This window comes from Pseudomonas sp. NEEL19 (assembly GCF_028751975.1).
Taxonomy (GTDB): Bacteria; Pseudomonadota; Gammaproteobacteria; order Pseudomonadales; family Pseudomonadaceae; genus Aquipseudomonas; species Aquipseudomonas juntendi.
In genome coordinates, this window is sequence record NZ_CP081491.1 from 4,009,130 (window position 1) to 4,034,559 (window position 25,430).

Genomic DNA, 25,430 nt, shown 5'->3' on the forward strand with positions numbered 1-25,430 from the left:
AAACTGGCTTGAGCCCGGCGGTCGCGATGCCAAGTGCACCGCACCCGCCTGTAATCATGGCGCCGGTTTCTTCTCCAGGCCGGTGCGCAGCTGCGCCATGGTCTGGGCGTTGGCCTTGCGCACTGCATCGATAAAACCGGGGTACGGTACATCGGTGATCGCCACCAGCCCCAAGTGGCCGTTCTCGCCATCGAGCAGGCGACCGCTGGCCGGCTGGTCGAGGTACTGGAACCAGTGCGCGCCCACGATCATGGGTTGTTGCAAGGCGGCAGTGAGGAAATTGGCATAGGCCGGGCCGCGGTCTTCTTCTCGCGCCAGCTCCAGTGGCCCCGGCCAGAACGGGCCGCGATCACGCGAACCGAACTGGAATTCAGACACCAGCACCGGCTTGTCCAGCTCGGCCAGGCGGGCGAAATCGTAGCCGTCCTGCGGCTTGAGCGTATAAAAGTTGAAACTGAGTACATCGCAGAACTCGGCGCAGGCGTTGACCGCCTCTGGCGTACTCACGGCATAACGGCCCCCCAGCAACAGGTGGTTGGGTGCATGCCATTTCAAGGCATCGGAAATGGTCTTGAAGTAGGTTTCGGCGAACACCTGCTGGAAGTGCTGGTAGTCGCGCTCGATTTCCGGGTGCTCCGGGCTGGGCAACGGTGCCTCGAAGCCTGGATCCTCCATCAGTTCCCAGGCGTTCAGCTCGATGCCCCAGGCCTTGGACAACCCCTCCTGGTTGCGGTACTTGTCACGCAACTGCTTGAGGAAGGCGCGCTTGGCAGGCACGTCGGTGGTCAGGCGCAATGTGCCGTAGGCCAGGCCATAACGGGCCTTGGGCTCGCTACCCGGTGCGGCCCAGGCCAACTCGTTATCGGCAAAATAGCCGATCAGCCAGGGATCGTCACGGTGATCACGGGCAGCAATGGCCACGGCGCGTTCGGTGGCCATGGCAAAGCGCGGGTCGAACGGGTCGGGCATGCGCCCCCACCAGTCCATGCCGGTGCTGATGCTGGCGTAATCGCCAACGATCGACAGCGGCAGGGTATAGGGCATGCGCCCGGCCTGGCCGAGGGCAGGCTCGCTCCAGTTGCCCAGCGTGTTGAAACCCCAGGCCTGCAAACGGTCGAGCGCATGCGCCTGCCAACGGCCAGTGTCCACTACCAGCGGTGGGCAAGCGGCCGGCTGCCCTGCCGCCGCCGGCAGGCAGGGCTTGCCATAGGCCCGCTGCAGGTTGGCTGCATAGAAGTCGAACCAGCGCCCTTTCTTGAAATTGCGCCCCTGCGAGGACGCATTGCCGTCGTCGTTGTTGCCTTCACCGTAGAACGCTGCCAGGGCGTCGCCCTCTCCCGGCAGTGCCTTGAACATGGCCTCACGCCCGGCGGTGTAGGTACGCCCGCCGTCGGCTGCCACGGCATTGACACCCAGCGAATAGAAGGCGTGGCCATCAGGGGTAATCAGGTACCAGCGGCCATCACGCTTTTCGGTACGGAAAAAACCCTCGGCAGCAAAGGCCGGCCCCGCCAGCAGGCCGCCATAGGCATCCAACTGCTGCTTGCCGCGCTCGGCCAGCCAAGCCTTGAGTTGCTGCTGTTCACGGTTGGCGGCTGCCTTGAGCTGTTCGTCGTTGGCCACCTTTTCCGGCCAGCTGCCACGCGTGGACTGCCCATAGGCATCGATCAGTTCACGGTACGCCGCCTGGTAGGCCTGGTCGTCATCCTGAATGCCCACCCGTTCGATCAGCAGGTTCTGGGCGACCTTGGGGCCGGGAATGCTCAAGCTGACCGAGGCCACCTGCTTGAGGTCTACAGCGCCGGCGCTGCTGGTCAGCAGCAGCCGCTGGCCGCCGTGCAGCCAGGGCATGGGGGGCCCTGCGCGCATGCCCTGGCTCAACGGCGAGCTGGCGGTCAGCGGCACCATCACGGTTTGCGCCGGGCCGGCCGGCAAGTCGATACGGCTGGTCAAGGTGCGCCCATCGCTGCCTTGCACTGTGACATCCACGGTCAGCGCCCAGTCCATGGCACTTTGCAGGCGCAAGGTAAGGAACTTGCCGCTGGACCAGTCCCACACACCACTTTGCGGGCTCAGGCGCAAGGTCGGCCGCTGCGCCGGGTTGAACACCACACGCCGCAGCACCTCGCCTTCGGCCGTCTGCTCTGCGTTGTACTGCGGCATACCGGCATCCTCGGTCGCCACGTTGACCACCGAGGCCGGGCGCACGAAGCTGAACAGCGTCTGCTGCCCGGCCCATACGGACGAGCTGAACAACAGGGCGAAAACAGCGGGCAGGGTACGGCGGACCATAAGGCTGGGGCTCTCCTTCAGGGCCGTCATGGCCCAGGACTGAGTAATGGACAGCGCGCCGAAGCAAGTGCTCCGGCGATCAGGAAATCTCCCGCCGGAACGGCGGCAGCGCATTGAGAATAGCCTTGCCATAGCGCTGGGTGACCAGGCGCCGATCAAGCAAGGTGATGATGCCGCGGTCCTGTTCGGTACGCAGCAACCGACCGCAGGCCTGGATCAGCTTGAGCGAGGCGTCGGGCACGGCGATTTCCATGAACGGGTTGCCGCCGCGGGCCTCGATCCATTCGGCCAGGGCGGCTTCGACCGGGTCGTCGGGCACCGAGAACGGAATCTTGGCGATGACCACGTGCTCGCAATAGGCCCCCGGCAGGTCGACCCCTTCGGCAAAGCTGGCCAGGCCGAACAGCACGCTGTGCTGGCCATCGTCGACCCGGGCCTTGTGCTTGTTGAGGGTTTCCTGCTTGGACAGGTTGCCCTGAATCAGCACCAGTTTGCGCCAGTCCCGGTCCAGGCCGTCGAACACATCCTGCATTTGCTTGCGTGACGAGAACAGCACCAGCGCACCCCGGGCCCCTTCGACGATACCCGGCAGCTCACGGATGATCGCCGCCGTATGCGCGGTAGCGTCGCGCGGGTCGGCTTGCAGGTCGGGGACCCGCAGCAGGCCGGCATCGCCATGCACGAACGGGCTGGGCACCACGCAGGTGACGGCATCGCGCGGTAACCCCGAGCGCATGCGGAAGCGGTCGAACTTGCCCAGCGCGGTCAGTGTGGCCGAGGTCACCAGCGCGCCATGGGCCACGCTCCACAGGCTGCGGCGCAACATTTCGGCAGCGAGGATGGGGCTGGCGTTGACTTCGATGTCGAACAACGCCCCGCTTTCAGCCAGGGTGAGCCAGCGCGCCATCGGCGGGCTGTCTTCCGGGTCTTCGGCGGTAAAGGCCGTCCACAGCTCCCAGTTGCCCTGGGCACGGGTGACGAGGCTGCCGAACAGCGGGTACCATTCTTCGGCCTGGTGGCTGGCGATACCGATGCTGACCTCGCCGTCCATGCCCTCCTTGAGCAGGTCGGCCAGCCGCGTGAAGAGATCATTGAGCCGGGCAAAGCCCTTTTTCAGCTCGATGCCGACCTCGCGGATCTGCTCCGGTACCACGCCACCTTCGAAGCGGTAACGCGGCCGTTCTCGGCCTTCGGTGTCCTCGCTCGGGCGGAAGTCGGCTACCTGTTCGCACAGGGTGAACATGAACTGCTGTTGGGTGCGGACTTCCCGCGCCAGCTCCGGCACCTGCTCGATGTATTTGCCCAGGTCCCCCGGCAGCGGGTGCTGGGCCAGCAGTTTGGTCAGGTTCTTGGCAGTCTGCTCCAGCCAGTCGGCGGTGGAGCGAAGCCGCGAGTAATGGGCGAAATGGCCGATGGCCTTGTCTGGCAGGTGGTGGCCTTCGTCGAATACATACAGGGTATCGCGCGGATCGGGCAATACCGCGCCGCCGCCCAGGGCCAGGTCGGCCAGCACCATGTCGTGGTTGGTGACGATCACATCGACCTTGCCCATCCCCTCACGGGCCTTGTAGAACACGCACTGCTGGAAGTTCGGGCAGTGGCGACCGGTGCACTGGCTGTGGTCGGTGGTCAGCCGGGCCCAGTCCTGGTCCTCCAGGGCCTCGGGCCAGCTGTCACGGTCCCCGTCCCAGCGGTTGCCGGCAAGCTTTTCGATCATGCTGTTGAACAGCTTCTGGCTGCGTTCATCGACTTCGATGTGGAAGCCTTCTTCTTCGAACAGCTGGGCAGTGGCCGACTGGGCATGGCCTTCCTGCAGCAGGATGTCGAGTTTCGACAGGCACAGATAGCGGCCACGGCCCTTGGCCAGGGCGAAGCTGAAGTTCAGCCCGCTGCTGCGCATCAGGTCGGGCAGGTCCTTGATGACGATCTGCTCCTGCAGGGCCACGGTCGCGGTGGCGATCACCAGACGTTTGCCGGCGGCCTTGGCGGCCGGGATCGCAGCCAACGCATAGGCGACCGTCTTACCGGTACCGGTGCCCGCCTCCACCGCCACCACGGCAGGCTCGCCGGCACGGCGGCCTTCATCGTCGCAGGGAATGTCGCCAAGCACCTTGGCCACTTCGGCGATCATCAGGCGTTGGCCATAGCGCGGCTTGAGGCTCTTGGCTTCGAGAAAACGCGTATAGGCGCCCTGGATGGTAGCTTTGAGTTCGTTGCTGATCATGGTCTGCAGGCGCCCGTAGGGCTGGATATATTTTCAGTGTTTCGCATGGGGCGGCTATCATACCCCGCTATTGCCTAATGTGCCGCATGGAGATCCGGATGCTCGCCTTTACCCTGCCCTACACACTGCATGTTCTGGCCGCCCTGGTATGGGTTGGCGGCATGTTCTTCGCCTGGCTGGTGCTGCGCCCCGCCACGGTTACAGCCCTTGAGGGGCCTGCGCGCCTGCGCTTGTGGGTGGAAGTTTTCCGACGCTTCTTCGTCTGGGTCTGGCTGGCGGTGGCGATCTTGGCGATTAGTGGTATCGGCATGTTGCACCTGCGCTTCAGCGGGTTCGAGACTGCGCCAAAGTACGTTCACGTGATGATCGGCGGCGGGATCGCCATGTTCGCCTTGTTCATGCGCATCCAGGCCTTGCTGTTGCCAGAGTTGAAAGCGGCGGTACAGGCGCAGGACTGGCCCACGGGTGCGGCGGTGCTGGCCCGCATTCGGCGAATGGTGGGCATCAACCTGTTGCTGGGGCTGGCCGTGGTCGCGGTGGCCAGTTCGCGGCTGGTGATCTGATCGCAGGCAGCCCTTCGCCTGGCGGGCTGCCTGCGCGGCCGGTGGGTGGGGCCCATGGCGACAACGCCGCACCCAGGCCCCTGCACACGGTTCAGAGGCGCTGCAGGATCAGCTCGCCCGCCGCCCCCGCCAAGCCTGGCTGGCCAGGCTGCCCCGGTCGGCCATTGGCACCGGCATCGGTGCGGTACACCAGGCAACCCTTGCTCGCCCCACCTTTGCCGGCCTTGCCAGGCTCACCGGGTTTGCCCGGCGCCCCGCCATCGAGGCGCACGACGATGTGCTCCTGGGCAAAGCCTTGCGGCAAGCTCAGGCGTATGCGCCCACCTGCTGCACCATCATGGCCGTTGCCGCCATCATCGCCATTGGCCCCGCGGCTGGCCTGGCCCCAGGTGCAGCCGCCGGCCTGGCCATTGCCGCCGTCGAGCCCAGCGTAACCCGGTGCACCGGCGCCGCCCCGGGCGTCGATGACCAGCTGCTGGGCATCCAGCTCCGCCAATACCAGGTCCAGGCTACGCCCAGGGCGGGCTGCCCGCTGGTAGCTGCCCGCAGCGCCGGTGGCACTCAACTCGCTGCCCTCGCCCAGGCGCGCGCTACGCACGTCGATCAGCAACGGTTGCTCGCCAGGGGCCACGACGATCCGCGCATCACGCCCCAGCTCCAACTGGTCGACCTTCAATTGCGCCAGCGACGCGGGCAGCATCAGGGTGGCAGCATCGGCAACACGCAAATGCTCAAGGTGTACGCTGGCCGACTTGCTCGGCAAGCGCAGCATGGAATTGGCAGCAACCTCCAGGCTTTCGGCGTGGGCAAAGGGGGCAGCCAACAGGGCAAGCAGTATCAGATTACGCATTTCGCAGCGCCTCCTGCGCACGGGGAATGGACATGACGTGGAATATCCCCGTCAACAGAATTTGCAGGCGATCGAACCAACGGTGGCTGCGCCCGCGCAAGCTGCCATTGAAGAACAGAATTTCCAGCAGATGCAGGCTGAGCAGAACGATGCCTAGGGCATTGATCAGCAGATTGAAAGGCAACGGCTGGGGCAGCAACTGGTTGAACAACACCACGCCCCAGAATGCGACTGTCAGGACCTTGCCCAGGCCCAGTATGAACTTCATACCCCGCCCCCATTGATTGTTGTTATGGCGTGCCGGCCCGTTCGCGCCGGCCGTGCGCTCCACATTAACTGCAATGCCAAGGCAGGCGCCAGCACCCGTCAGCTGAGGTGCAGTTCCACCCGTCGGTTGCGCGCGCACCTTGCCTCGGTTTCATTGTCGGCGGCGCTGAGAAAGCGCCCGTGCCACTGCGCAAGGCACGGGCGCACGCCGAGCTAGCGCTGGATCTTGATCTCGGTACGGCGGTTCATGGCACGCCCTTCGGCCGTGGCATTGTCGGCCACCGGCTGGGTTTCACCGGCCCCCACCACCGACACGAAGCTGCTGCGCGGTACACCGCTCTGCACCAGGTAGTCGGTCACCGAGTGGGCACGGCGCTCGGACAGTTTCTGGTTGTAGCTGTCGGAGCCGACGCTGTCGGTATGGCCGCTGACACTCAGGCGGGCAGAGGGCGCTTCCTGTTTCAGCCGCGTGGCAATCGTGTTGAGGCGCTCCTTGTCAGTGGCAGTCAGGCGTGCAGAGTCGAATTCGAAGTGCACATCACGAATGACGATGACTTCTTCCTTCTCCACCACCACCACTTCCTCGACCACCGCCGGCGCAGCTGGCGGGCAACCGTTGGCATCGACCTGCACACCCCGTGGGGTGCCCGGGCACTTGTCGCGGCTGTCCGGCACGCCATCGCCATCTTCGTCGCCATCACCATGGGCCCAGCAATAACCTGCCGCCAGGCCGCCGCCCAGCAACGCGCCCCAGCCAGCCCAGCTGGAACTTTCGATAGCGCCCAGCGCGGCGCCACCGACACCCCCGACGGCGGCACATTTAGGCCAGTCGGTTTTTTGCAAACCTGCACAACCAGTCAACACACTGGTGAGCAGTACCAGGGGTAACGCTGTGCGTACTATGCTCATTTCATTGCTTCTCCTAGGGGGAATCGGCATAAGGCCGATCTCTGGGAGTAAAGACCGCGCATTCCAATGCTGCCAGCAATTAGCCACGACGCGGTCACATGCCTCTATGCCCGCACGCTGCAGCCGGCTAGTCTTGGACGACTTGAACGAGGATTGGCAATGACCGCAGGTTTTTCCCAACGTACCCCGCAGCAGGCCCTGGCGGCCCTGCTCGAACGCTTCACCCCGCAACGCCTGCTGTTGGTGGGCACCCGCTTCCCGGCGCTGGACGCCTTTGCCCAAGCGCACCCGCAGGTGACCATCGCTACCGCTGCGCCAGGGCCACTGCCTGCCGAACTGGCAGCCCAGCGTTTCGACCTGGCGTTGCTCGTGGACTGCCTGGAACACCTGCCCAAGCGAACCGGCCTGGAGTTGCTGGGCGGCATTCGCAACCTCAATGCCAGCCGGGTTGCCGTGCTGGCCGACCTGGCGGCGTGCAGTTGGCAGGACACCGACTTTTTCGCCCTGGCTTTGTCAGCCAGCGAGAAATTCTGCCGCGATGAGCAGGTGTTGAGCCTGTTCACCTATGATCTGCATGATTACAAGCAGGTCCCGGACTGGCTCAACGCCAGGTTCTGGGCCAACCCGGAAAACTTTGGCAAGTACTGGTGGTGATGATGAGTGTCTCGGTCTGCCCTTGTGGCAGTGGCAACCTGCTTGATGCCTGCTGTGGGCATTACCATGCCGGTACCCCCGCACCCGACGCCCAGACGCTGATGCGCTCACGCTACAGTGCCTACGTGCTGGGCCTGGTCGACTACCTGGTCGCCACCACCCTGCCAGCCCAACAGGCCCAGCTGGACCGCGCCGGCATGGCCGCCTGGAGCGCCCAGAGCACCTGGCTGGGGCTGGAAGTGGAAAGCGCGCAGGTGCTGGGCGGCCAGCCCGAGCATGCCTTTGTCACGTTCACCGCACGCTGGCACGACCCGGACGGCGACCACCAGCACCGCGAGTGCTCGGCATTCGTCCAGCACGCCGGGCGCTGGTACTTCATAGACCCCACGGTCGCGTTGAAGGCCGGGCGCAATGACCCCTGCCCATGCGCCAGCGGGCAGAAGTTCAAGAAATGCTGCGCCAGTTACATGGGGAACCGAGCATGATCGAACGCGCCCGTCTGCTGCTGCTCGGTTCGCTGCTGGCATTGCTGACGGGCTGCGCCAGCTGGAGCGCAGACGACTGGCGCCCGCCTGAAGTGCACCTGGTCGAGGTCGAAACGGTCAAGGCCAGGTTGCTGCAGCAGGAATTCGTACTGCACCTGGAGGTCATCAACCCCAACGACAGCCGTCTGTTCATTCGCAGCCTGGCCTATGCCGTGCGGCTCAATGACCTGCTGCTGGTGCAGGATGAAACCAGCCTGTGGCGCAGCGTAGGCGGCCACGACCGGCGAACCTTCAAGATCACCGCACGCACCAACCTCTGGCGGCAGCTCAAGCCACTGGCCAAGCTGCTGAAAAGTGGGCAGCCGCTGCATTACACCTTGCAGGGCGACCTGGCCACTGGCCTGCTGATTCACCGGGACCTGCACTTATCGCGCAGTGGTGAGATAATCCCCGGCGATCACATCCCGGAGTAACCCTGCAATGTCCCAACAACCCCACGTTCATGGCCCTGACTGCAACCACGACCATGACCATCACCACGACCACGGCCATGTCCACGGCCCACACTGCAACCACGGCCATCAGGAGCCGGTACGCAACGCCCTGAAGGACGTCGGCCGTAACGACCCGTGCCCGTGCGGCAGCGAGAAAAAGTTCAAGAAGTGCCACGGCGCCTGATCTAGCGCGTCTGTAGGGGCATGGCCCGCCGCGCCTGCTTCGCGCACCATGCCCCCTGGCACCCGGTCCAGACCTGCCCCCGTGCCTGGCGCTACGCGGCCTTGCGCCGGTTCGCCCCTAGCAAGTCCTGGTACCACAGGCCGGCGTCATAGGCGATGGTCACCAAGGTGGTCCCCGCATAGCGCGGCTGCTGGGCCATGCGCTGGGCAACCGCCAGGCAGGCGGCGGCCGTGTTACCGACGAAGACCCCGCTTTGCATGTAGAACCAACGTTGCGCTGCCAACATTTCGGCATGCTGCACCTGCGCCCGTTCGTCCACCAGCGACCAGTCCAGAAATGGCGGGCTGACGCCTACCGCCATGCCTTCGAAGCGGTGATCGGTGAATACGCCAGCCTTGGAGTCACAGCCGTTGGGGTCGACCAGCACTGTCGACACCTCGAAACCGTGATCCTTCAGCCCCAGGGTAATGCCCGTGAAACTGGCTCCCGTGCCCGCGCAGCCAACGAACAGGATGTGCTTGCCGGCGCCCGCGTTGGTCAGTTGCAGCGCCAGTTCACTGGCTGTCTGGTAGCGGTGCGCTTCGATACCCACCGGGTTGTTGAACTGGTCGGTATAGAAGTATGACTTGCCCAGCGCGGCCTGGTTTTCCAGGTGGTGCATCACCACGTCCTTGGGCGTGGCACCGGCCATCAGCATTTCCTTGCCAATCAGCCGGGCGCCGAAGCATTCCAGCAAGTCCCGTTTGGTCTGGCTGAAACTCAGCCCAACCGCCAGCTCGACGGCCACCTGATACGCGTGGCATGCCGCCAGCAAGCCGAAGCCAAAACTGCCGCCGGTTTTTTCGATGACCGTGGTCACCCCAGGGATGATGTCGCCATTGCGCACGGCGTGCTCAACGATGCGCCGGGCGGCGCGGTACTTGTGGCTGCCACCGGGGTTGTTCATTTCCAGCTTGGTGTAGATGCGCTCGCTGACGTTGATGAGTTCGCTCATTTTCGGCTCCCTTCCATGGAAGTCTGCAGGCAGGCCTTGTTCTGCAACAGGCCAACGGTGGCGATCAGCAGGCCGATGCACAGGGCCATGCAGATGGCGTTGGTGCCGTCCCAGCCCACTGTGCTCAACAGCAGCGCGGGGCTGAACGCACCGATGGTGGCGCAGATGGCAATGCCCAGATCGTTCTTGCCCTGCATCTGCATCGCTGCCGGGCTGTTTTGCAGCGACTGCGCCAACAAGGCTCCGCCGCCGACGTAGGTCAGGTTCCAGCCCAGCCCCAGGGCGATCAGCGCCACGGTCATCATGCTGTAGCTGTGCGACCAGATATTCAGCGCCGAGCAGCCGATCAACAGGGCCAGGCCCGCGCAGACGGTAGTCCGGATGCCCAGGCGCTGGATGATCGCCCCGGTGAAGAATGACGGGGCGAACATGGCGATCACGTGCCACTGGATGGCCAGGCGCACGTCGGTAAAGTCTTCGTGCATATGCTTCATGTGCATCGAGGCCTGGATCATCAGCAGGTTCATGATGCCGTAGCCCAGCGCCGCGACCGCCATTGCCACCAACACGCTGGGGCTCAAAGGCTCGCTGCGGCTGCTGGCCGACGTGGCAGCGCTGCCGGTTGCAGCGGCCAGGCCGGTGTCGTTGGGCAGGCACACTGCAATCAGCAACGACAACAGCGCCAGGCCGATGAACGCCGCATAACACAGCGAGAACAGCGGGTAGCCACCCACGTCGCGCAGCCACTCGGTGAGCGTCGGGCCCAGCACGGCGGCAATCACGCCCCCGGCCACGACCAGCGACAGGGCTTTTGGCTTGAGGGCCTGGGAAAGGTTGTCGGTGGCGGCAAAACGGTTGAAGTTGGCGAAGGCGATGTAAACACCCAGCGCCGAGTGGCTGAGTACCAGCGTGGCAAAATCCTGGTGCTCCACCGCCAGAAAGCCGCTGACACCAGACACCGCCAGCGGAATGGCCCCCAGCATGAAGGCCTTCTTGCGGCCGATACGGCTCATCAACCTGGAAACCGGGTAGGTTGCCAGCATCAGGCACAGGAACTGGAACCCATACGGCACCGTCGACCATGCGGCGTCGGGGGCCAGTGCGGCGCCAACGATGGCCGCCATGGTCACCGACATCACGGCGGTGGTCAGGTTGATCGACTGGGCGGTGAAGTACAGGTAGGTGCGCCGCGGCAGGGTAGTGTTCATAAGGCATGCTCGTGGTAGGCGCCAAGGTCGATTTCGGCATCCGGGAACACGCAGATCAGGCGTTCCTTGCCTTTGCCCAGCCGTTTGCGTTTCACGCTCAGGCGCCCTATGCGCCTTGGCGAATCGAGGTGGGTGCCACCACACGGAATCTCGATGCCGTTGTAGGTCCACAAGCGTGCGTCTTCCAGCCCCTCGACGGCGTAATGCTCGATGGGCGCGTCGCCACCGATCAGTTCGTTGGCGCGCCGTTCTATCTCGATCACCTCCTCAGCGGTGAAGGCGTCCTCGACTAGAAAGTCGAACCGAGCCGTGTCCTCCTTGATGTGGCAGCCGATGGTCCACTGCTTCAGTTCCTCACGCAGGCCGATGGCAGCGGCATACAGGAAGTGGCTGGCACTGTGAGAGAGTGTTAGCCGCTCGCGCCGTTGAATATCGATGCTCACACGGGCAGGCATATCGACAGTCACTTCATCGAGCAAGTGCAAGTCGTCCGGGTGCACGGTGTGAATGATGATGCCGCCCAGTTTCCCGCCTTTGAAACCTTCCAGGCGAATAGGGCTGCCATAGAGTTTCTTGACCCAGACAAAACGTACCTTGCCGATCGGAAGTTCAATGATTCCATAATCGGCTTCCTGGCCACCGCCTTCCGGATAAGCGACGGTACTTTGCAACTCGATACCGTCGCTGTGCACACGCGTTACTTGCGTATTGGCAGCGGCCAGGTATTGATCCTTGTAATACAGTTTTTCGGTATTGCGCAGAACTTCGTAATTCAGAGCATTCATGACTCGAGTACCACCTGCAATGATGTTTTGACCTGCACCCGGGCGGCGGCAGGGATGTCTTTGGTAACGATGCAGCCCGGTCCGATGAAGGCGCCGTCACCAATGTGGATAGCCCCGAGCACGCTGGCGAACGCGCCGACCTGAACCCGGTCGCCCAGTGTCGGGTGGCGGGGGCTGGAAGGGTTGCCGCTGATGCCGCGGGCCCCCAGGGTGACGCCGCCGAGCACGTAGCAGTCGTCACCGATGGTCGCGGTTTCACCAATGACGGTGCCCATGCCGTGGTCGATGATGAAGCGCGCGCCAATACGGCTGCGGAAGTGGATCTCTGCGCCCGACAGCATCTTGCCGCGGCGCGAGATCATGGCGGCCAGGCACTGCCCACCGGCGCCATATACCGAAGCGCCATGGCGGTACACCCAGTGTGCAAGCCGATAATGCAAAACCGCCGAATAGGACGTATAAGTTCTGGCAATGAATACCAGGTCGCGGCCGGCGGCAGGGTCTTTGCTGGCGAATGCCAACAAGTCGTCATGGGCCTGTTCCGCCACCCGTTCAATAACATCGGTTTGTTTCAGCGTTTCAAATTCTTCAATTGAACAGCACTCCAGTAACGCCGAGGTCACAAGGTTTTTTACAACGTTGAATGACTCCAGTTCTTCAGGCACAGGAAGCCTGGCAATGACGGCTGATTGCATGTCCATAGGGTGCACGGCTCTATATCCAGTTGTCTGGTTTTTACAGACGTTAAACGGGCTGCCAGGGCTGGCAGCCGAAAGTTCCGACGAGGGAATAGTGGCAGGTAATGGCCATGTGCAAACGAACAGTCGACAAGCATTTCCGTTAACTGTTAGGCTTTTTTTTCTAACGGTTGGGAACCTGCCATGAGCACCTGCAGCCTTCATCAATTGCTCAAGCAACGCCTGGATGCAGGGGAATGGTTGCCTGGGCAGCGCATGCCCTCCATTCGCAAGCTCACGGCGGCGGTCGATTTCAGTTACCACGATGTGGTCTCGACCTATGCCCAGCTGGTCAGCGAAGGGGTACTGACCGCCTCGCCAGGGCGCGGCTACTTCGTCGCCAACCGCAGCCGGCAGGCGAACGTGATCCACGAACCCGAGTGCATGGCCGGCGACCCGCTGTTCCGGCTGCTGCAGGGCGGCCAGCACTACACCAAACTTGGCAGCGGCTGGCTGCCCCCGGCGTGGCGCGACACCGAGCTGCTGGCCAAGGCGATTCGGCGCACGGCGCGGCTGGAGCAAAGCTCCCTGGCCGAGTACGGCGATATCCAGGGCTACCTGCCCATGCGCAAACAGCTGTGCGTGCACATGAAACGCCTGACCCGGGTTGAAGTGCGCCCCAACCAGTTGCTGACCACGCTTGGCGCCACCCAGGGCCTGGACCTGGTCGCCCGGTTGCTGATCAAGCCGGGTGACCATGTGTTCGTCGACGAGCCGGGCAACGGCAACCTGATCAAGCTGATCCAACTGGCCGGCGGCCAGGTGGTCGGCATCCGCCGAACCCAGGACGGGCCAGACGTAGAAGAGATGCGCAGCTACCTGGCCAGGCACAAGGTCAAGGCGTTTTTCTGCAACAGCACTTTCCACAACCCCACTGGCAGCAACATCAGCCCGCACAACGCCTTCAGCGTGCTGCGCCTGGCCGTGGAACACGAGTTCTACGTGGTGGAGGATGACGTGTATGGCGACTTCAGCCCGGCCGTGCGCCAGACGTTTGCCGAACTGGACAACCTGGACCGGGTCATCTACATCGGCAGCTTTTCCAAATGCCTGTCGGCGTCGTTACGGGTAGGTTTCATCGCCTGCTCGCAAGACCTGATCGAGCCGCTGACCCGCCTGAAGCTGCTGACCTGCGTGGCGGTGCCGGCGTTTTGCGAGCGTTTCGTCAACACCATCCTGTCGGACGGCACCTACGCCCGGCACATGAAAGATGTGCAGCAGCGGCTGATCCGCCAGCAAGTACAGACACAGCGCTTGCTGCTCGAGCGCGGCTGGCAGTTCGAGATCGCGCCGCAGGGTGGCATGTTCCTCTGGGTCTACCACCCGCAACTGCCTGACCTGCAGCCGTTGATGCGCAAGCTGGAGCAGCACAAGATCCTGCTGATGCCCGGCTCGGCGTTCGCTGTCAGCCGTGATTACCGGCGTTACGCCCGCATCAATTGCACGCATTTTTCCGACGCCCTGGCAGGGCACTTCGAGGTTTGACCCGCCACCGGCAAATAAACCGACCTGGGACCTTGCATGGCGCCTGCGCGCTCACTACCTTAGCGCCTTTGCAAACTCGCCTCGCCCTGCAGGAGCCCTTGCCATGGCCGCCGCCGCCTTTCCTCACTTCCGCCCGCGGTTCACCACCGCTGCCACGCTGCTCGGCCTGCTTGGGCTGGCCGGCTGCCAGACCGGCGGCTACCAGGGCAGCGTGCCACCCGCCAACGGCGTGCAGCCGCTCAAGGGCCTGGCACAGAACGTTTCGGTGCGGCGCAATGCCATGGGCGCACCGCTGATCGAAAGCAGCAGTTTCCATGACGCCCTTTTCAGCCTGGGCTATGTGCATGCCGGCGACCGCATCGAACAGATGGTCGCCATGCGCCTGCTGGCCCAAGGCCGCCTGGCGGAACTGGCCGGCAGCGAAGCGCTCGACATCGACCGCCTGATGCGCGCCGCCAACCTCAAGCAAAGCGCCGCCCAGCAATACGCCGACGCATCGCCACGGCTCAAGCGCTTTTTCGAGGTGTACGCACGCGGGGTCAATGCCTACCTGTTCCGCTACCGCGACAAGCTGCCAGCGGATTTGGCCAACAGTGGCTATCGCCCCGAATACTGGAAGCCTGAAGATTCGGCGCTGCTTTTCTGCCTGTATGCGTTCAGCCAGTCGGTGAACCTGCAGGAGGAACTCAGCGCCCTGACCCTGGCGCAGAAAGTCGGCAGCGACAAACTGGCCTGGCTGCTACCCGGTGCACCGGACGAGCCCTTGGCCACAAGCGAAGTCGACAAGCTCAAGGGCCTCAACCTGGCCAGCCAGTTGCCAGGGCTGCCGGCGCTGGCGGCCGCCAGCCAGAAGCTGGCCGACCTCGATCTGCTCGGTAGCCCAGGCTCGGCCAACCTGGCCCTGGGCCCGCAACGCAGCCGCAGCGGCAAAAGCCTGCTGGCCAGTGACAGCCGCGCTGCATGGGCCCTCAGCCCGGTGCAGATCCACACCAGCAAATACCAGGTTGCCGGCCTGTCGCTGCCGGGCCTGCCGATCGTGCTGGCCGGCTACAACGGCAAACTGGCCTGGAGCAGCAGCGCAGTCATGGCCGACAACCAGGACCTGTTCCTCGAACAACTGCGCCGCCAGGGCAGCCAGCTGAGCTACCTGGCAGATGGCAAGTGGGTGCCGGCCCGCGCGCGCAGCGAAACCTTCTTCGTGCGCGGCCAGCGGCCACAGCGCGAAGTGATGTATGACACCCGCCACGGCACCCTGCTGGTCCAGCCCGACAACGCCAGCCTGGGCCTGGCCCTGAACCTGCCGCAGTTCAAGGGCGACCGGAGCCTGGATGCGCTCTTCGACCTGACCCGCGCCGGCAACCTCGAGCGCGCCTTCGACAGCACCCGCGAGGTCACTGTGGCCGCCCTCAACTTCGTGTTCGCCGAGCCCGAGCACATCGGTTGGCAGGTCAGCGGGCGCTACCCCAACCGCCGCGAAGGCCAGGGCCTGCTGCCCTCCCCTGGTTGGGACGGGCGCTATGACTGGGACGGCTACGCCGACCCGATGCTGCACCCGTACGACCAGGACCCCACTGCTGGCTGGATCGGCCATGCCAACCAGCGCAGCCAGCCACGCGGCTATGGCATGCAGCTGTCCAGCACCTGGTACTACCCTGAGCGTGCCGAGCGCCTGGCCCAGCTGGCTGGCAATGGCCGCCATGACAGCCGCAGCCTGATGGCCCTGCAGAGCGACCAGGTCACACTACTGGCCAATCAGCTCAAGCAGATGTTCGACGCCCCCGGCATGGCCCAGCCGCTGAAGCAGGCAATCGACGCCCTGCCAGGCGCACAACGCGACAAGGCCCGCGAGGCATTGGCGCGGCTCAAGGCATTCGACGGTCGCCTGAGCCCGGTATCGGCAGACGCCGCGCTGTATGAACTGTTCCTGCAGGAAGTCGCCAGGCAGACCTTCCTCGATGACCTCGGCCCTGCGTCCAGCCCTGCCTGGCAGGCCTTCGTAAGCAACGCGCGGTTGTCGTTCTCGGCACAGGCCGATCACCTGCTGGGGCGCGACGACAGCCCGTTCTGGGACGACCGCAACACCCCGCAGAAAGAAGACAAGCCGGCCATTCTGGCCCGCAGCCTGGCGGCAGCCGTAGATGCCGGCACTGCGCAGTTGGGCGCCGACCGCCGCACCTGGCAATGGGGCAAGCTGCACCAGTATCAGTGGCCGGCGCCGGCCTACCATGGCTTGGGCGATGCGCTCAGCCGTGCGCCGCAAGCCGCAGGTGGCGACTTCACTACCCTCGCGCTCACCCCGTACGCCTGGGGCAGTGACTTCACCACCCACCTGCCCGCCTCCGCGCGCATGATCGTCGACTTCGGCCAGGCCGAACCGCTGCAGGTACTGACCAGCAGTGGCCAGTCCGGCAACCCGGCCAGCGCCCATTACAGCGATGGGCTGGATGCCTGGTTCAAAGGGCGCTTCATGAGCTTGCCGCTGCAGCAGCAGAACTTCGCGCGAGCGTATGGCAACCAGCGCTTGACGCTGGTGCCGGGCAAGTAGCGTACCCGGGCATGGAAGCCTGTGACCCTTTCCCTCGAAGAAATGGTTCGAACTCCCAAGCTGGTTCCGAGCTCCTAACAAGTACTCTCGGTAACCAGCGCCTACGCCATGGACCTCGTCATCGCCCGCCCCGAAGGCCTGTACTGCCCACCCGGTGATTTCTACATCGACCCGTGGCGGCCCGTGGACCGCGCCGTGATCACCCATGGCCACGGCGACCACGCCCGCACCGGTAACGGCCACTACCTGACCGCCAGCCCGGGCGCCGGCATCCTGCGCAGCCGCCTGGGCCAGCACATCGATTTGCAGACCCTGCCCTACGGTGAGCGCCTGCAGCACCACGGCGTGACCCTGAGCCTGCACCCGGCCGGGCATGTGCTGGGTTCGGCGCAGGTGCGCCTGGAGTACCAGGGCGAGGTCTGGGTAGCCTCCGGCGACTACAAGGTCGAGCCTGATGGCACCTGTACCCCTTTCGAGCCGGTGCCCTGCCACACCTTCATCACCGAGTCGACCTTCGGCTTGCCGATCTATCGCTGGCCAAGCCAAAGCGAGATCTTCGCCGGCATCAATGCGTGGTGGCGGGCCAATTGCGAACTGGGCAAGGCCAGCGTGCTGTTCTGCTACGCCTTCGGCAAGGCCCAGCGGATTCTGCACGGCCTGGACGCGAGCATCGGCCCGATCCTGGTGCATGGCGCCGTCGAACCGCTCAACCGGGTGTACCGTGAAGCCGGTGTGCATCTGCCCGATACCCGCTATGCCGGCGATATCGCGCGCAACGACCCCATGCTGCGCCGGGCGTTGGTCCTGGCGCCTCCGTCAGCCGGCGGCAGCAGCTGGATGCGCCGCTTCGGTGACTACAGCGACGCGTTCGCCAGCGGCTGGATGCTGCTGCGCGGCACGCGCAGGCGCCGCGGTGTGGACCGGGGCTTTGTGCTTTCCGACCATGCCGACTGGCCAGGCCTGCTCTGGGCCATCAGCCAGACCGGCGCCGAACGGGTGATGGTGACCCACGGTTCGGTCAATGTGTTGGTGCGTTACCTCAACGAACAAGGCCTGGATGCCCGTGCCTTCGTGACCGAGTACGGCGACGAAGACGATGCAGCCACCCCCGAGCCTGCGACATGAAAGCGTTCGCTGCGTTGTACCTGCGCCTGGACGCGACCACTTCCAGCAATGCCAAGCTCGAAGCGCTGCGTGATTACTTCGCCACCGCGCCCGCCGAAGATGCTGCCTGGGCGGTGTATTTCCTGGCCGGTGGGCGCCCTCGGCAGTTGGTGCCGACGCGCCTGCTGCGCGAACTGGCAACGGCCATGGCCGGCCTGCCGGACTGGTTGTTCGAGGAAAGCTACCAGGCAGTCGGTGACCTGGCCGAAACCATTTCATTGCTGTTGCCGCAGCATGCAGAAGGCAACGATGAAGGCTTGGCAGCCTGGGTTGAAAACCATCTGCTGCCTTTGCGGGGCCTGCCGCCCGAGCAGGTCCGCGAACGCTTGCCAGCGCTGTGGGCGCAACTGGAACGCCCCAGCCTGATGCTGTGCCTGAAGCTGATCACCGGCAGCTTCCGCGTGGGCGTGTCCAAGCTGCTGGTCACCCGTGCGCTGGCGCAACTGGCCGGGCTGGACGCCAAGCGCGTGGCCCAGCGGCTGGTTGGGTATACCGACATCAGTCACCGCCCCAGCGCCGCCAGCTACCACAAGCTGATTGCCGAAGAGTCCGCCGATGAGCACAGTCAGCGCGGCGGCCAGCCCTACCCCTTCTTCCTGGCCCACCCACTGCAGGTGCCCAGCGAGCAGTTCGATGCCTTGCTCGGCCCGCCGAGTGACTGGCAGATCGAATGGAAGTGGGACGGCATCCGTGCCCAGGTGGTCAAGCGCGAGGGCCAGCTTTGGGTGTGGTCACGCGGCGAAGAGCTGGTCACCGAGCGCTTCCCCGAACTGCATGGCCTGGCGCAGACACTGCCTGATGGGGTGGTGCTGGATGGCGAGATCCTGGTGTGGAAGCCGGGCGAGTCATCGACGGAGCTGGCCGTGCAGCCATTCGCGCTGCTGCAGCAGCGCCTTGGCCGCAAAACCTTGGGCAAGAAGCTGCTGGCCGACGCGCCTGTCGTGCTGCAAGCCTACGACTTGCTGGAGTGGCAAGGCGAAGACTGGCGTAGCCGACCGCAGCACGAACGCCGCACCCAGCTGCAACGCCTGGTGGAAGAACACCCGCTTGCCCCGGTCCTGCTGTCGCCGCTGCTCGAAGGCCCGGACTGGGCCGACCTTGCCCGCCAGCGTGAGCAATCCCGCAGCCTTGGCGTCGAGGGCCTGATGCTCAAGCAGCGTGAGGCCTTGTACGGCGTGGGCCGTACCAAGGACATGGGCACCTGGTGGAAGTGGAAGATCGACCCCTTCAGCGTCGATGCCGTGCTCATTTATGCCCAACGTGGCCATGGCCGCCGGGCCAGCCTGTACAGCGACTACACCTTCGCCGTGTGGGACGCGCCGGCCGGCACGCCTGGGCGGGCACTGGTGCCGTTTGCCAAGGCGTATTCAGGGCTCAGCGACGCGGAGATGCGCAAGGTCGACAGCATCATCCGCAAAACCACCGTGGAAACCTTCGGCCCGGTGCGCAGCGTGACCCCCACCCTGGTGTTCGAGCTAGGTTTCGAGGGCATCGCCCTGTCCCGCCGGCACAAGAGCGGTATCGCCGTGCGCTTCCCGCGCATGCTGCGCTGGCGCCTGGACAAACCGGTGGAAGAGGCCGACTACCTGGCGACGCTGCAGGCCTTGCTGGCCTAGGTTGCTGGCTGGGTGGCCCCGGTGGGGGCGGGCTCGCTCGCGCAGCCCACCCTCACCGAGTTTCGGCAAACCCTATGCAGGCACAACGCCGAAAACTGTGCTTCTATCTGTGTGCCGACCCGTGTCGCAGACCGTTTTCGCCACGCAGCCAGGACCACCATGCACCATTCAACACACGACCTGCTCTCACCCGTTCCGGGCATCACCCGCCAACTGCACAGCTTCCACTTCGGCCCCCGCGGTGGTGGCAAAGTCTATATCCAGGCATCGCTGCACGCCGACGAGCTACCCGGCATGCTGGTCGCCTGGCACCTCAAGCGCCGCCTGGCAGAACTGGAACAACAAGGCCGCCTGCAGCGCGAAATCATCCTGGTGCCGGTGGCCAATCCGGTTGGCCTGGAGCAGGTGCTGCTGGACGCGCCACTGGGGCGCTTCGAGCTACAGAGTGGCGAGAATTTCAACCGTAACTTCGTCGATCTGTCGGACACCATCGGCGACCAGATCGAAGAGCACCTGAGCCAGGACCCTGCCCATAACGTTGCGCTGATCCGCGAGTACCTGCGCCGCGGGCTGGACGCGCACCCGGCGCGCACGCCGCTGCAGGCCCAGCGCCTGATCCTGCAACGGCTGGCCTGCGATGCCGACCTGATACTGGACCTGCACTGCGACTTCGAAGCGGTGGAGCACTTGTACACCACACCCGACGCCTGGCCGCAGATCGAACCGCTGGCCCGCTACCTGGGTGCACAGGCCAGCCTGCTGGCCACCGATTCGGGCGGGCAGTCGTTCGACGAGTGCTTCAGCCTGGTCTGGTGGCAGTTGCAGCAGCGCTTCGGCAAACGCTTCCCTATCCCGTTGGGCTGTTGCTCGGTCACGGTCGAGTTGCGCGGGCAGGCCGACGTCAGCCACGCACTGGCCAGCAAGGATTGCGGGGCGATTCTCGACTTCCTCACCCATGCCGGCATTATCGAGGGTGCCAAGCCGGCACTCCCCGCCCTGCTGCGCCCGGCTACACCGCTGGCCGCCGTAGAACCGGTGGCGACACCCCTGGGTGGATTGCTGGTGTACCACGCCAAACCAGGCCAGCAGCTGGCGGCAGGCCAACTGATCGCCGAAGTCATCGACCCCCTCAGCGACCGGGTCACTGCCGTGCGCAATAGCCAGGCCGGCCTGTTGTACGCCCGCAGCGTACGGCGCATGGCTACCGCGGGCATGGTCATCGCCCATGTGGCCGGCGAGCAGGTGTGCCGGAGCGGTTACCTGTTGGGCAATTGATCCGGTAAAACCATTGCCGCCGGCGGGTGGTCTGTAGAAGCACAACCTTCGAAGGACCCTGCGCCCCATGCCCACCACCGACCTCGCCAACGCCTGGTTCAGCAAACGTGGCTGGAAACCGTTCGCGTTCCAGCGCCGGGTCTGGGCGGCGGTAGAGCGCGGCGAGTCTGGCCTGCTGCACGCCAGCACCGGTGCCGGCAAAACCTACGCGGTGTGGCTGGCGGCACTGCGCGCATTCAAGGCCCAGGCGCAGGGGCGCCAGGCAGCACCCTTGCAGGTGATATGGATCACGCCCATGCGTGCCCTGGCCGCCGACACTGCGCGCGCCCTGCAAGCGCCCCTCGATGAGCTGGGTTTGCCGTGGAGTGTCGGCGTACGCAGCGGCGACACCAGCAGTGCCGAGCGGGCCCGGCAAGCGCGGCGCCTGCCCAGCGTGCTGGTCACCACCCCGGAAAGCCTGACCCTGCTACTGACGCGTGCCCAGGCCGAGGCCGATTTCGCCACGCTGCGCTTGATCGTGGTCGACGAATGGCACGAGTTGCTGGGTAACAAACGCGGCGTGCAACTGCAGCTGGCCTTGGCCCGCTTGCGCCGCTGGCACCCAGGCCTGCCGACCTGGGGTTTGTCTGCCACCTTGGGCAACCTGCAGCATGCACGGGACGTGCTGCTGCCCGAGGGCGGCCTGCTGGTGCAAGGCCGGCAAGACAAAGCACTGCAGGTCGATACCCTGCTGCCCGGGGCCATAGAACGGTTTCCCTGGGCCGGGCACATGGGCCTGAAAATGCTCGACCAGGTTAGCCGCGAGGTCGACGCCAGCGCCAGTTGCCTGGTGTTCACCAATACCCGGGCCCAGGCCGAGCTCTGGTACCAGGCCCTGCTGGAAAGCCGCCCCGACTGGGCCGGCCTGATCGCCTTGCACCATGCCTCACTGGCCCGGGAAACCCGCGACTGGGTCGAACGCAGCCTCAAGCAGGGCAGCCTGAAGGCGGTGATCTGCACCTCCAGCCTGGACCTGGGGGTAGACTTTCTGCCCGTGGAGCGGGTGCTGCAAATCGGCTCGGCCAAGGGCATCGCACGCCTGATGCAACGGGCCGGCCGCTCGGGCCATGCCCCCGGGCGGCGCTCCCGGATAACCCTCGTACCTACCCACAGCCTGGAGCTGGTCGAGGCAGCAGCCGCTCGCCAGGCACTGGAAGCCGGGCACATCGAGGCGCGTTTCTCCCCCCGGCTGTGCATGGACGTACTGGTGCAGCACTTGGTCAGCATGGCCTTGGGCAGTGGCTTTCGCGCCGACCAGTTGCTGGCCGAAGTGCGCAGCACCTGGGCGTTCGCCGGCTTGCGCGACAGCCAGTGGCAGTGGGCCCTGGACTTTGTCTGCCACGGCGGCACTTCACTGACGGCCTACCCCGACTACCAGCGCGTCGAGCGCCATGCCGACGGCGTTTATCGAGTGGCCAGCGAGCGCCTGGCGCGGCGCCATCGCATGGGCATCGGCACCATCGTCAGCGATGCCAGCCTGCAGCTCAAGTACTGGAGCAAGGGCGGCGGCGGTAAGACGCTGGGCAGTGTCGAGGAGGCCTTCATCGCCCGCCTGCGGCCCGGCGATACGCTGGTATTCGCCGGGCGGGTACTGGAACTGGTGCGGGTGGAAAACATGACCGCCTACGTACGCCGCAGCACCGCACGCAAGGCTGCCATAGCACGCTGGAACGGCGGGCGCATGCCCTTGTCGAGCGAGCTGGCCGATGCGCTGGTCGAACAGCTCGACGCTGCCGCCCACGAACGTTTTACCGGCCCGGAAATGCGCGCCGTGCGCCCGCTGCTGGCACTGCAAGCCCAATGGTCGGCTTTACCCACCACGGCTACGCTGCTGGCGGAGACGTTCAAGTCGCGCCAGGGCTGGCATCTGTTCCTGTACCCCTTCGCCGGGCGCATGGCCAACCTGGGCCTGGCCAACCTGATTGCCTGGCGGGTGAGCCGCCAGCAACCCCTGTCGGTATCGATTGCCGTGAATGACTATGGCTTCGAGCTGCTCAGCCCTGGCCATGTGGACTGGGCGACGCACTTGCCGCAGGCGCTGGGCACCGAGCAACTGCTGGAGGATGTGCTGGCCAGCCTCAACGCGGGTGAAATGGCGCTACGCCGTTTCAGGGAAATTGCCCAGATTGCCGGGCTGGTGTTTGGCGGCTATCCGGCGGCGCAGAAAAGCATGCGGCAGATTCAGGCCTCCAGTGGCCTGTTTTACGAGGTGTTTCGCAAACATGATGCAGACAACCTGCTGCTCGGCCAGGCCCGTGACGAGGTGTTGAGCGAGGAACTGGAAATTGATCGCCTGCACCGCCAACTGTTGAAGATGGCCGGCCTGCAACTGGACCTGCGGGCCTTGAAGCGGCCGGGGCCGCTGGCGTTCGCCTTGCTGGTGGAGGGCATGCGCGAGACGTTGAGCACCGAAAAGCTGGCGGACCGTATTGCGCGAATGGTGGCAGAACTGGAACAGGCGGCGAACAAGGAATGACCCTACAGCATCAGGCCATCGAACATTGCGGCCAGGAGTTATGGCTGCTCCCGGACAAGGCCATCTACTGGCCGGCGCAGCGTGCATTGCTGGTTGCCGACGTGCATATTGGCAAAGCCGCCAGTTATCGTGCGTTGCACCAACCGGTGCCGCGTGGCACCACCGAGGCAACCCTGGCGCGGCTGGATGACCTGCTGGCCCACTACGCTTGCGAACAGCTGGTTGTACTCGGCGACTTCCTGCACGCGCGCAGCGCGCGGGCACCTGCCACGCTGGCTCGTCTGCAGGCATGGCGCGACAGCCATCCTGGCCTGCATATCGTGCTGATACGCGGCAACCACGATCACAACGCCGGCGATCCCCCCGAAACGCTGGGCATCACAGTGATGGATGAACCTTGGCTGCTGGGCCCCTTCGCCCTGCAGCACGAACCGCATGCTCACCCGGAACGGCCAGTGCTGGCCGGCCACGTGCATCCGGTCTTCATCCTGCGTGGCAGGGCCAGGCAACGCCTGCGCCTGCCGTGCTTTCTGATCGACGAACAGGTAAGCCTGCTACCAGCATTCGGTGAGTTCACCGGCGGCTGGGAAATTGCGCCGCTGCCCACCAGCCAGGTCTACCTGGCTGGTGCCGGCCGGGTCTGGCCGCTTTAGCAGCGGATCACGCTACAGGCGCTGGGGGGGGCTCGTCAGGCAAGGTCGGCTCGCCCGGTTCCATGGGTGGAGATTCACCTGGCTGCGCAGGCTGCGGCGTATCGGGGTCAGGCTGGTGGGGCACGCCCCCGGCCTGCATGGGCAACGGATGCGCCAGCAAAGACCAGGGCAACAACCCGATGTGGTTGGGCTGCAGACCTGCCAGCTTGGCACTGATTGCGGGATGGAGTTTCATTGGCTGCTCCTGACGAAACCGATGCACATCATGAGCACCGGCGTACTTCGTTGGAGTGGCAAAAGCGCAGGTAATTCCCCGCGCTCGTCGGTTCAGGTCCGCGGCAGGGTCACGCCGCGCTGGCCCTGATACTTGCCGCCGCGGTCCTTGTACGACACATCGCACGCTTCGTCGGACTGCAGGAACAGCATCTGCGCCACGCCTTCGTTGGCATAGATCTTTGCCGGCAGCGTGGTGGTATTGGAGAATTCCAGGGTCACGTGGCCTTCCCACTCAGGTTCCAGCGGGGTGACATTGACGATGATGCCGCAACGGGCGTAGGTGCTCTTGCCCAGGCAGATGGTCAGCACGTCGCGCGGAATGCGGAAGTACTCGACCGTGCGCGCCAGGGCGAACGAGTTCGGCGGAATGATGCACACGTCGCTCTTGATGTCGACGAAGCTGCCAGCGTCGAAGTTTTTCGGATCGACGGTCGCCGAGTTGATGTTGGTGAACACCTTGAATTCGTCGGCGCAGCGCACGTCGTAGCCGTAGCTGGAAACACCGAAAGAGATGACCCGGCTGTCCTGCTCGCCGCGCACCTGGCGCTCGACGAACGGCTCGATCATGCCGTGTTCCTGCGCCATGCGGCGAATCCACTTGTCCGATTTGATGCTCATGGCGGGGTGTCCTGAAGAGTTGCGTGGTGGAAAACGTGGTGCGCATCTTACCGGTCCCGGCGCCCAGGTTAAAGTTCCATCCCTCACTCCGCGTCGGGCGCGGCTTGCAGCCGCCGTCGATCCGAATTTGCCTAAACCGCATTCAGACCATTGGCAGGTTGCGGAAAGTGGGGTAAGGTGGCGCCACTGTGCTGCACGTGACACCGAGAATCTCTAGTTTGATGCACGATCCTGATCGGCCCATCGCTGAATTTTCTGCTCTCTTTGCGCTCAGTCCCGGTCAGGGTGTTTCCTGACCGTTATCAAATTGTCCAAGGAGACAGAAAAATGTCCAACCGTCAATCCGGTGTTGTTAAGTGGTTCAACGATGAGAAAGGCTACGGCTTCATCACCCCTCAGTCGGGCGACGACCTGTTCGTGCACTTCAAAGCCATCCAAGCTGACGGCTTCAAAACCCTGAAAGAAGGCCAGGCTGTTACTTTCGTCGCTACCCGCGGCCAGAAAGGCATGCAGGCTGAAGAAGTTCAGATCGCCTAAGCCGATCTAGCTTCCTAGCTTTCAAAAAACCCGCCTTCTGGCGGGTTTTTTTATGCTTGTTCGAAATTCGGCGCTGGCTTCTTCGCGGGCACGCCCGCTC

General features: G+C 64.5%; 24 protein-coding genes. 13 read left to right on the top strand and 11 right to left on the bottom strand.

Features of this window, described 5'->3' with window-relative positions; genetic code table 11:
- Positions 1 to 54: 54 nt before the first annotated feature.
- Positions 55 to 2,292, bottom strand: coding sequence for a beta-galactosidase (locus K4A76_RS17815; RefSeq protein ID WP_274410824.1), 2,238 nt, complete (start codon positions 2,290 to 2,292; stop codon positions 55 to 57).
- Positions 2,293 to 2,371: 79 nt separating this feature from the next.
- Positions 2,372 to 4,516, bottom strand: a complete 2,145-nt coding sequence (gene dinG, locus K4A76_RS17820; RefSeq protein WP_029887504.1) for an ATP-dependent DNA helicase DinG — start codon at positions 4,514 to 4,516, stop codon at positions 2,372 to 2,374.
- A 98-nt stretch (positions 4,517 to 4,614) separates the two neighbouring features.
- On the opposite strand from dinG, the gene K4A76_RS17825 reads away from it, so the two are divergent.
- A complete protein-coding gene (locus K4A76_RS17825; protein ID WP_029887503.1) occupies positions 4,615 to 5,079 on the top strand; it encodes a CopD family protein in 465 nt (154 codons plus the stop codon).
- 91 nt (positions 5,080 to 5,170) lie between these two features.
- Here K4A76_RS17825 and K4A76_RS17830 read toward each other — a convergent pair whose 3' ends face one another.
- The 3 genes from K4A76_RS17830 to K4A76_RS17840 form a co-directional block, all read right to left on the bottom strand.
- Positions 5,171 to 5,929, bottom strand: coding sequence for a collagen-like triple helix repeat-containing protein (locus tag K4A76_RS17830; RefSeq protein ID WP_009684603.1), 759 nt, complete (start codon positions 5,927 to 5,929; stop codon positions 5,171 to 5,173).
- Entirely contained in the window at positions 5,922 to 6,197 is a 276-nt protein-coding gene (locus tag K4A76_RS17835) for a DUF1145 domain-containing protein (RefSeq protein WP_110679142.1), read from the bottom strand. Before K4A76_RS17835 ends, K4A76_RS17830 begins: the two co-directional genes overlap by 8 nt.
- A gap of 212 nt (positions 6,198 to 6,409) precedes the next feature.
- Entirely contained in the window at positions 6,410 to 7,105 is a 696-nt protein-coding gene (locus K4A76_RS17840) for an OmpA family protein (protein ID WP_009684601.1), read from the bottom strand.
- A 159-nt stretch (positions 7,106 to 7,264) separates the two neighbouring features.
- Between K4A76_RS17840 and K4A76_RS17845 the strand changes: the two genes are divergently transcribed.
- The 4 genes from K4A76_RS17845 to K4A76_RS17860 are packed head-to-tail and all read left to right on the top strand — an operon-like array spanning position 7,265 to position 8,922.
- Positions 7,265 to 7,759, top strand: coding sequence for a DUF6231 family protein (locus tag K4A76_RS17845; protein WP_054912586.1), 495 nt, complete (start codon positions 7,265 to 7,267; stop codon positions 7,757 to 7,759).
- 2 nt (positions 7,760 to 7,761) lie between these two features.
- Positions 7,762 to 8,244 (top strand): YchJ family protein, encoded by a 483-nt coding sequence (locus K4A76_RS17850; protein ID WP_009684592.1) that lies wholly within the window; start codon positions 7,762 to 7,764, stop codon positions 8,242 to 8,244.
- Positions 8,241 to 8,717 carry an LEA type 2 family protein gene (locus K4A76_RS17855; protein ID WP_009684591.1) on the top strand — a complete coding sequence of 159 codons (477 nt, stop codon included), beginning with the start codon at positions 8,241 to 8,243 and terminating at the stop codon, positions 8,715 to 8,717. The genes K4A76_RS17850 and K4A76_RS17855 overlap by 4 nt, the downstream gene beginning before the upstream one ends.
- A 7-nt stretch (positions 8,718 to 8,724) precedes the next feature.
- Positions 8,725 to 8,922, top strand: coding sequence for an SEC-C metal-binding domain-containing protein (locus K4A76_RS17860; RefSeq protein WP_009684590.1), 198 nt, complete (start codon positions 8,725 to 8,727; stop codon positions 8,920 to 8,922).
- Positions 8,923 to 9,013: 91 nt separating this feature from the next.
- On the opposite strand, the gene K4A76_RS17865 is transcribed toward K4A76_RS17860, so the two are convergent.
- Genes K4A76_RS17865 through K4A76_RS17880 form a run of 4 tightly spaced genes read right to left on the bottom strand, consistent with a single transcriptional unit; the run spans position 9,014 to position 12,610 of the window.
- Positions 9,014 to 9,916 (bottom strand): pyridoxal-phosphate dependent enzyme, encoded by a 903-nt coding sequence (locus K4A76_RS17865; protein WP_274410826.1) that lies wholly within the window; start codon positions 9,914 to 9,916, stop codon positions 9,014 to 9,016.
- On the bottom strand, positions 9,913 to 11,124 hold the full coding sequence (locus K4A76_RS17870) for an MFS transporter (protein ID WP_274410827.1): 1,212 nt from the start codon (positions 11,122 to 11,124) through the stop codon (positions 9,913 to 9,915). The genes K4A76_RS17865 and K4A76_RS17870 overlap by 4 nt, the downstream gene beginning before the upstream one ends.
- Positions 11,121 to 11,909 carry an alanyl-tRNA editing protein gene (locus K4A76_RS17875; RefSeq protein WP_029886592.1) on the bottom strand — a complete coding sequence of 263 codons (789 nt, stop codon included), beginning with the start codon at positions 11,907 to 11,909 and terminating at the stop codon, positions 11,121 to 11,123. Before K4A76_RS17875 ends, K4A76_RS17870 begins: the two co-directional genes overlap by 4 nt.
- Positions 11,906 to 12,610, bottom strand: coding sequence for a serine O-acetyltransferase (locus tag K4A76_RS17880; protein ID WP_054912581.1), 705 nt, complete (start codon positions 12,608 to 12,610; stop codon positions 11,906 to 11,908). The genes K4A76_RS17875 and K4A76_RS17880 overlap by 4 nt, the downstream gene beginning before the upstream one ends.
- 180 nt (positions 12,611 to 12,790) lie before the next feature.
- Between K4A76_RS17880 and K4A76_RS17885 the strand changes: the two genes are divergently transcribed.
- From K4A76_RS17885 to pdeM, 7 genes are all read left to right on the top strand, one after another.
- Positions 12,791 to 14,131 (top strand): aminotransferase-like domain-containing protein, encoded by a 1,341-nt coding sequence (locus K4A76_RS17885; protein WP_054912580.1) that lies wholly within the window; start codon positions 12,791 to 12,793, stop codon positions 14,129 to 14,131.
- Positions 14,132 to 14,234: 103 nt separating this feature from the next.
- Positions 14,235 to 16,676, top strand: a complete 2,442-nt coding sequence (locus tag K4A76_RS17890; protein ID WP_274410830.1) for a penicillin acylase family protein — start codon at positions 14,235 to 14,237, stop codon at positions 16,674 to 16,676.
- 108 nt (positions 16,677 to 16,784) lie between these two features.
- Entirely contained in the window at positions 16,785 to 17,801 is a 1,017-nt protein-coding gene (locus K4A76_RS17895) for a ligase-associated DNA damage response exonuclease (RefSeq protein WP_274410831.1), read from the top strand.
- Positions 17,798 to 19,456 carry an ATP-dependent DNA ligase gene (locus tag K4A76_RS17900; protein ID WP_274410832.1) on the top strand — a complete coding sequence of 553 codons (1,659 nt, stop codon included), beginning with the start codon at positions 17,798 to 17,800 and terminating at the stop codon, positions 19,454 to 19,456. The genes K4A76_RS17895 and K4A76_RS17900 overlap by 4 nt, the downstream gene beginning before the upstream one ends.
- A 159-nt stretch (positions 19,457 to 19,615) precedes the next feature.
- Positions 19,616 to 20,731, top strand: coding sequence for a succinylglutamate desuccinylase/aspartoacylase family protein (locus tag K4A76_RS17905; RefSeq protein ID WP_029886597.1), 1,116 nt, complete (start codon positions 19,616 to 19,618; stop codon positions 20,729 to 20,731).
- 67 nt (positions 20,732 to 20,798) lie between these two features.
- Positions 20,799 to 23,246 carry a ligase-associated DNA damage response DEXH box helicase gene (locus K4A76_RS17910; RefSeq protein ID WP_274410833.1) on the top strand — a complete coding sequence of 816 codons (2,448 nt, stop codon included), beginning with the start codon at positions 20,799 to 20,801 and terminating at the stop codon, positions 23,244 to 23,246.
- The gene (pdeM, locus tag K4A76_RS17915; RefSeq protein WP_274410834.1) at positions 23,243 to 23,899 is read left to right on the top strand and encodes a ligase-associated DNA damage response endonuclease PdeM; all 657 of its coding nucleotides are present in this window, start codon (positions 23,243 to 23,245) and stop codon (positions 23,897 to 23,899) included. Before K4A76_RS17910 ends, pdeM begins: the two co-directional genes overlap by 4 nt.
- Positions 23,900 to 23,906: 7 nt before the next feature.
- On the opposite strand, the gene K4A76_RS17920 is transcribed toward pdeM, so the two are convergent.
- Together K4A76_RS17920 and dcd are read right to left on the bottom strand one after the other, a co-directional pair.
- Positions 23,907 to 24,134: a hypothetical protein gene (locus K4A76_RS17920; RefSeq protein ID WP_054914202.1), complete on the bottom strand. Its 228-nt coding sequence runs from the start codon at positions 24,132 to 24,134 to the stop codon at positions 23,907 to 23,909.
- A gap of 92 nt (positions 24,135 to 24,226) precedes the next feature.
- Entirely contained in the window at positions 24,227 to 24,793 is a 567-nt protein-coding gene (dcd, locus tag K4A76_RS17925; protein WP_009684571.1) for a dCTP deaminase, read from the bottom strand.
- A 327-nt stretch (positions 24,794 to 25,120) separates the two neighbouring features.
- Here dcd and K4A76_RS17930 point away from each other — a divergent pair, with 327 nt between their 5' ends.
- Complete coding sequence (locus K4A76_RS17930) at positions 25,121 to 25,330, top strand: cold-shock protein (protein WP_003254922.1); 210 nt, start codon at positions 25,121 to 25,123, stop codon at positions 25,328 to 25,330.
- The last annotated feature ends 100 nt before the right edge of the window (positions 25,331 to 25,430 follow it).

What these genes read in the sequence shown, in the direction of transcription:
- K4A76_RS17930 (WP_003254922.1), top strand. Translation starts at nt 25,121, where the DNA reads ATGTCCAACCGTCAATCCGGTGTTGTTAAGTGGTTCAACGATGAGAAA.
- dinG (WP_029887504.1), bottom strand. Translation starts at nt 4,516, where the DNA reads ATGATCAGCAACGAACTCAAAGCTACCATCCAGGGCGCCTATACGCGT.
- K4A76_RS17875 (WP_029886592.1), bottom strand. Translation starts at nt 11,909, where the DNA reads ATGAATGCTCTGAATTACGAAGTTCTGCGCAATACCGAAAAACTGTAT.
- K4A76_RS17860 (WP_009684590.1), top strand. Translation starts at nt 8,725, where the DNA reads ATGTCCCAACAACCCCACGTTCATGGCCCTGACTGCAACCACGACCAT.
- K4A76_RS17890 (WP_274410830.1), top strand. Translation starts at nt 14,235, where the DNA reads ATGGCCGCCGCCGCCTTTCCTCACTTCCGCCCGCGGTTCACCACCGCT.
- K4A76_RS17840 (WP_009684601.1), bottom strand. Translation starts at nt 7,105, where the DNA reads ATGAGCATAGTACGCACAGCGTTACCCCTGGTACTGCTCACCAGTGTG.
- pdeM (WP_274410834.1), top strand. Translation starts at nt 23,243, where the DNA reads ATGACCCTACAGCATCAGGCCATCGAACATTGCGGCCAGGAGTTATGG.
- K4A76_RS17895 (WP_274410831.1), top strand. Translation starts at nt 16,785, where the DNA reads ATGGACCTCGTCATCGCCCGCCCCGAAGGCCTGTACTGCCCACCCGGT.
- K4A76_RS17870 (WP_274410827.1), bottom strand. Translation starts at nt 11,124, where the DNA reads ATGAACACTACCCTGCCGCGGCGCACCTACCTGTACTTCACCGCCCAG.
- K4A76_RS17845 (WP_054912586.1), top strand. Translation starts at nt 7,265, where the DNA reads ATGACCGCAGGTTTTTCCCAACGTACCCCGCAGCAGGCCCTGGCGGCC.
- K4A76_RS17815 (WP_274410824.1), bottom strand. Translation starts at nt 2,292, where the DNA reads ATGGTCCGCCGTACCCTGCCCGCTGTTTTCGCCCTGTTGTTCAGCTCG.
- K4A76_RS17880 (WP_054912581.1), bottom strand. Translation starts at nt 12,610, where the DNA reads ATGGACATGCAATCAGCCGTCATTGCCAGGCTTCCTGTGCCTGAAGAA.
- K4A76_RS17830 (WP_009684603.1), bottom strand. Translation starts at nt 5,929, where the DNA reads ATGCGTAATCTGATACTGCTTGCCCTGTTGGCTGCCCCCTTTGCCCAC.
- K4A76_RS17855 (WP_009684591.1), top strand. Translation starts at nt 8,241, where the DNA reads ATGATCGAACGCGCCCGTCTGCTGCTGCTCGGTTCGCTGCTGGCATTG.
- K4A76_RS17885 (WP_054912580.1), top strand. Translation starts at nt 12,791, where the DNA reads ATGAGCACCTGCAGCCTTCATCAATTGCTCAAGCAACGCCTGGATGCA.
- K4A76_RS17900 (WP_274410832.1), top strand. Translation starts at nt 17,798, where the DNA reads ATGAAAGCGTTCGCTGCGTTGTACCTGCGCCTGGACGCGACCACTTCC.
- K4A76_RS17835 (WP_110679142.1), bottom strand. Translation starts at nt 6,197, where the DNA reads ATGAAGTTCATACTGGGCCTGGGCAAGGTCCTGACAGTCGCATTCTGG.
- K4A76_RS17920 (WP_054914202.1), bottom strand. Translation starts at nt 24,134, where the DNA reads ATGAAACTCCATCCCGCAATCAGTGCCAAGCTGGCAGGTCTGCAGCCC.
- K4A76_RS17905 (WP_029886597.1), top strand. Translation starts at nt 19,616, where the DNA reads ATGCACCATTCAACACACGACCTGCTCTCACCCGTTCCGGGCATCACC.
- dcd (WP_009684571.1), bottom strand. Translation starts at nt 24,793, where the DNA reads ATGAGCATCAAATCGGACAAGTGGATTCGCCGCATGGCGCAGGAACAC.
- K4A76_RS17910 (WP_274410833.1), top strand. Translation starts at nt 20,799, where the DNA reads ATGCCCACCACCGACCTCGCCAACGCCTGGTTCAGCAAACGTGGCTGG.
- K4A76_RS17865 (WP_274410826.1), bottom strand. Translation starts at nt 9,916, where the DNA reads ATGAGCGAACTCATCAACGTCAGCGAGCGCATCTACACCAAGCTGGAA.
- K4A76_RS17825 (WP_029887503.1), top strand. Translation starts at nt 4,615, where the DNA reads ATGCTCGCCTTTACCCTGCCCTACACACTGCATGTTCTGGCCGCCCTG.
- K4A76_RS17850 (WP_009684592.1), top strand. Translation starts at nt 7,762, where the DNA reads ATGAGTGTCTCGGTCTGCCCTTGTGGCAGTGGCAACCTGCTTGATGCC.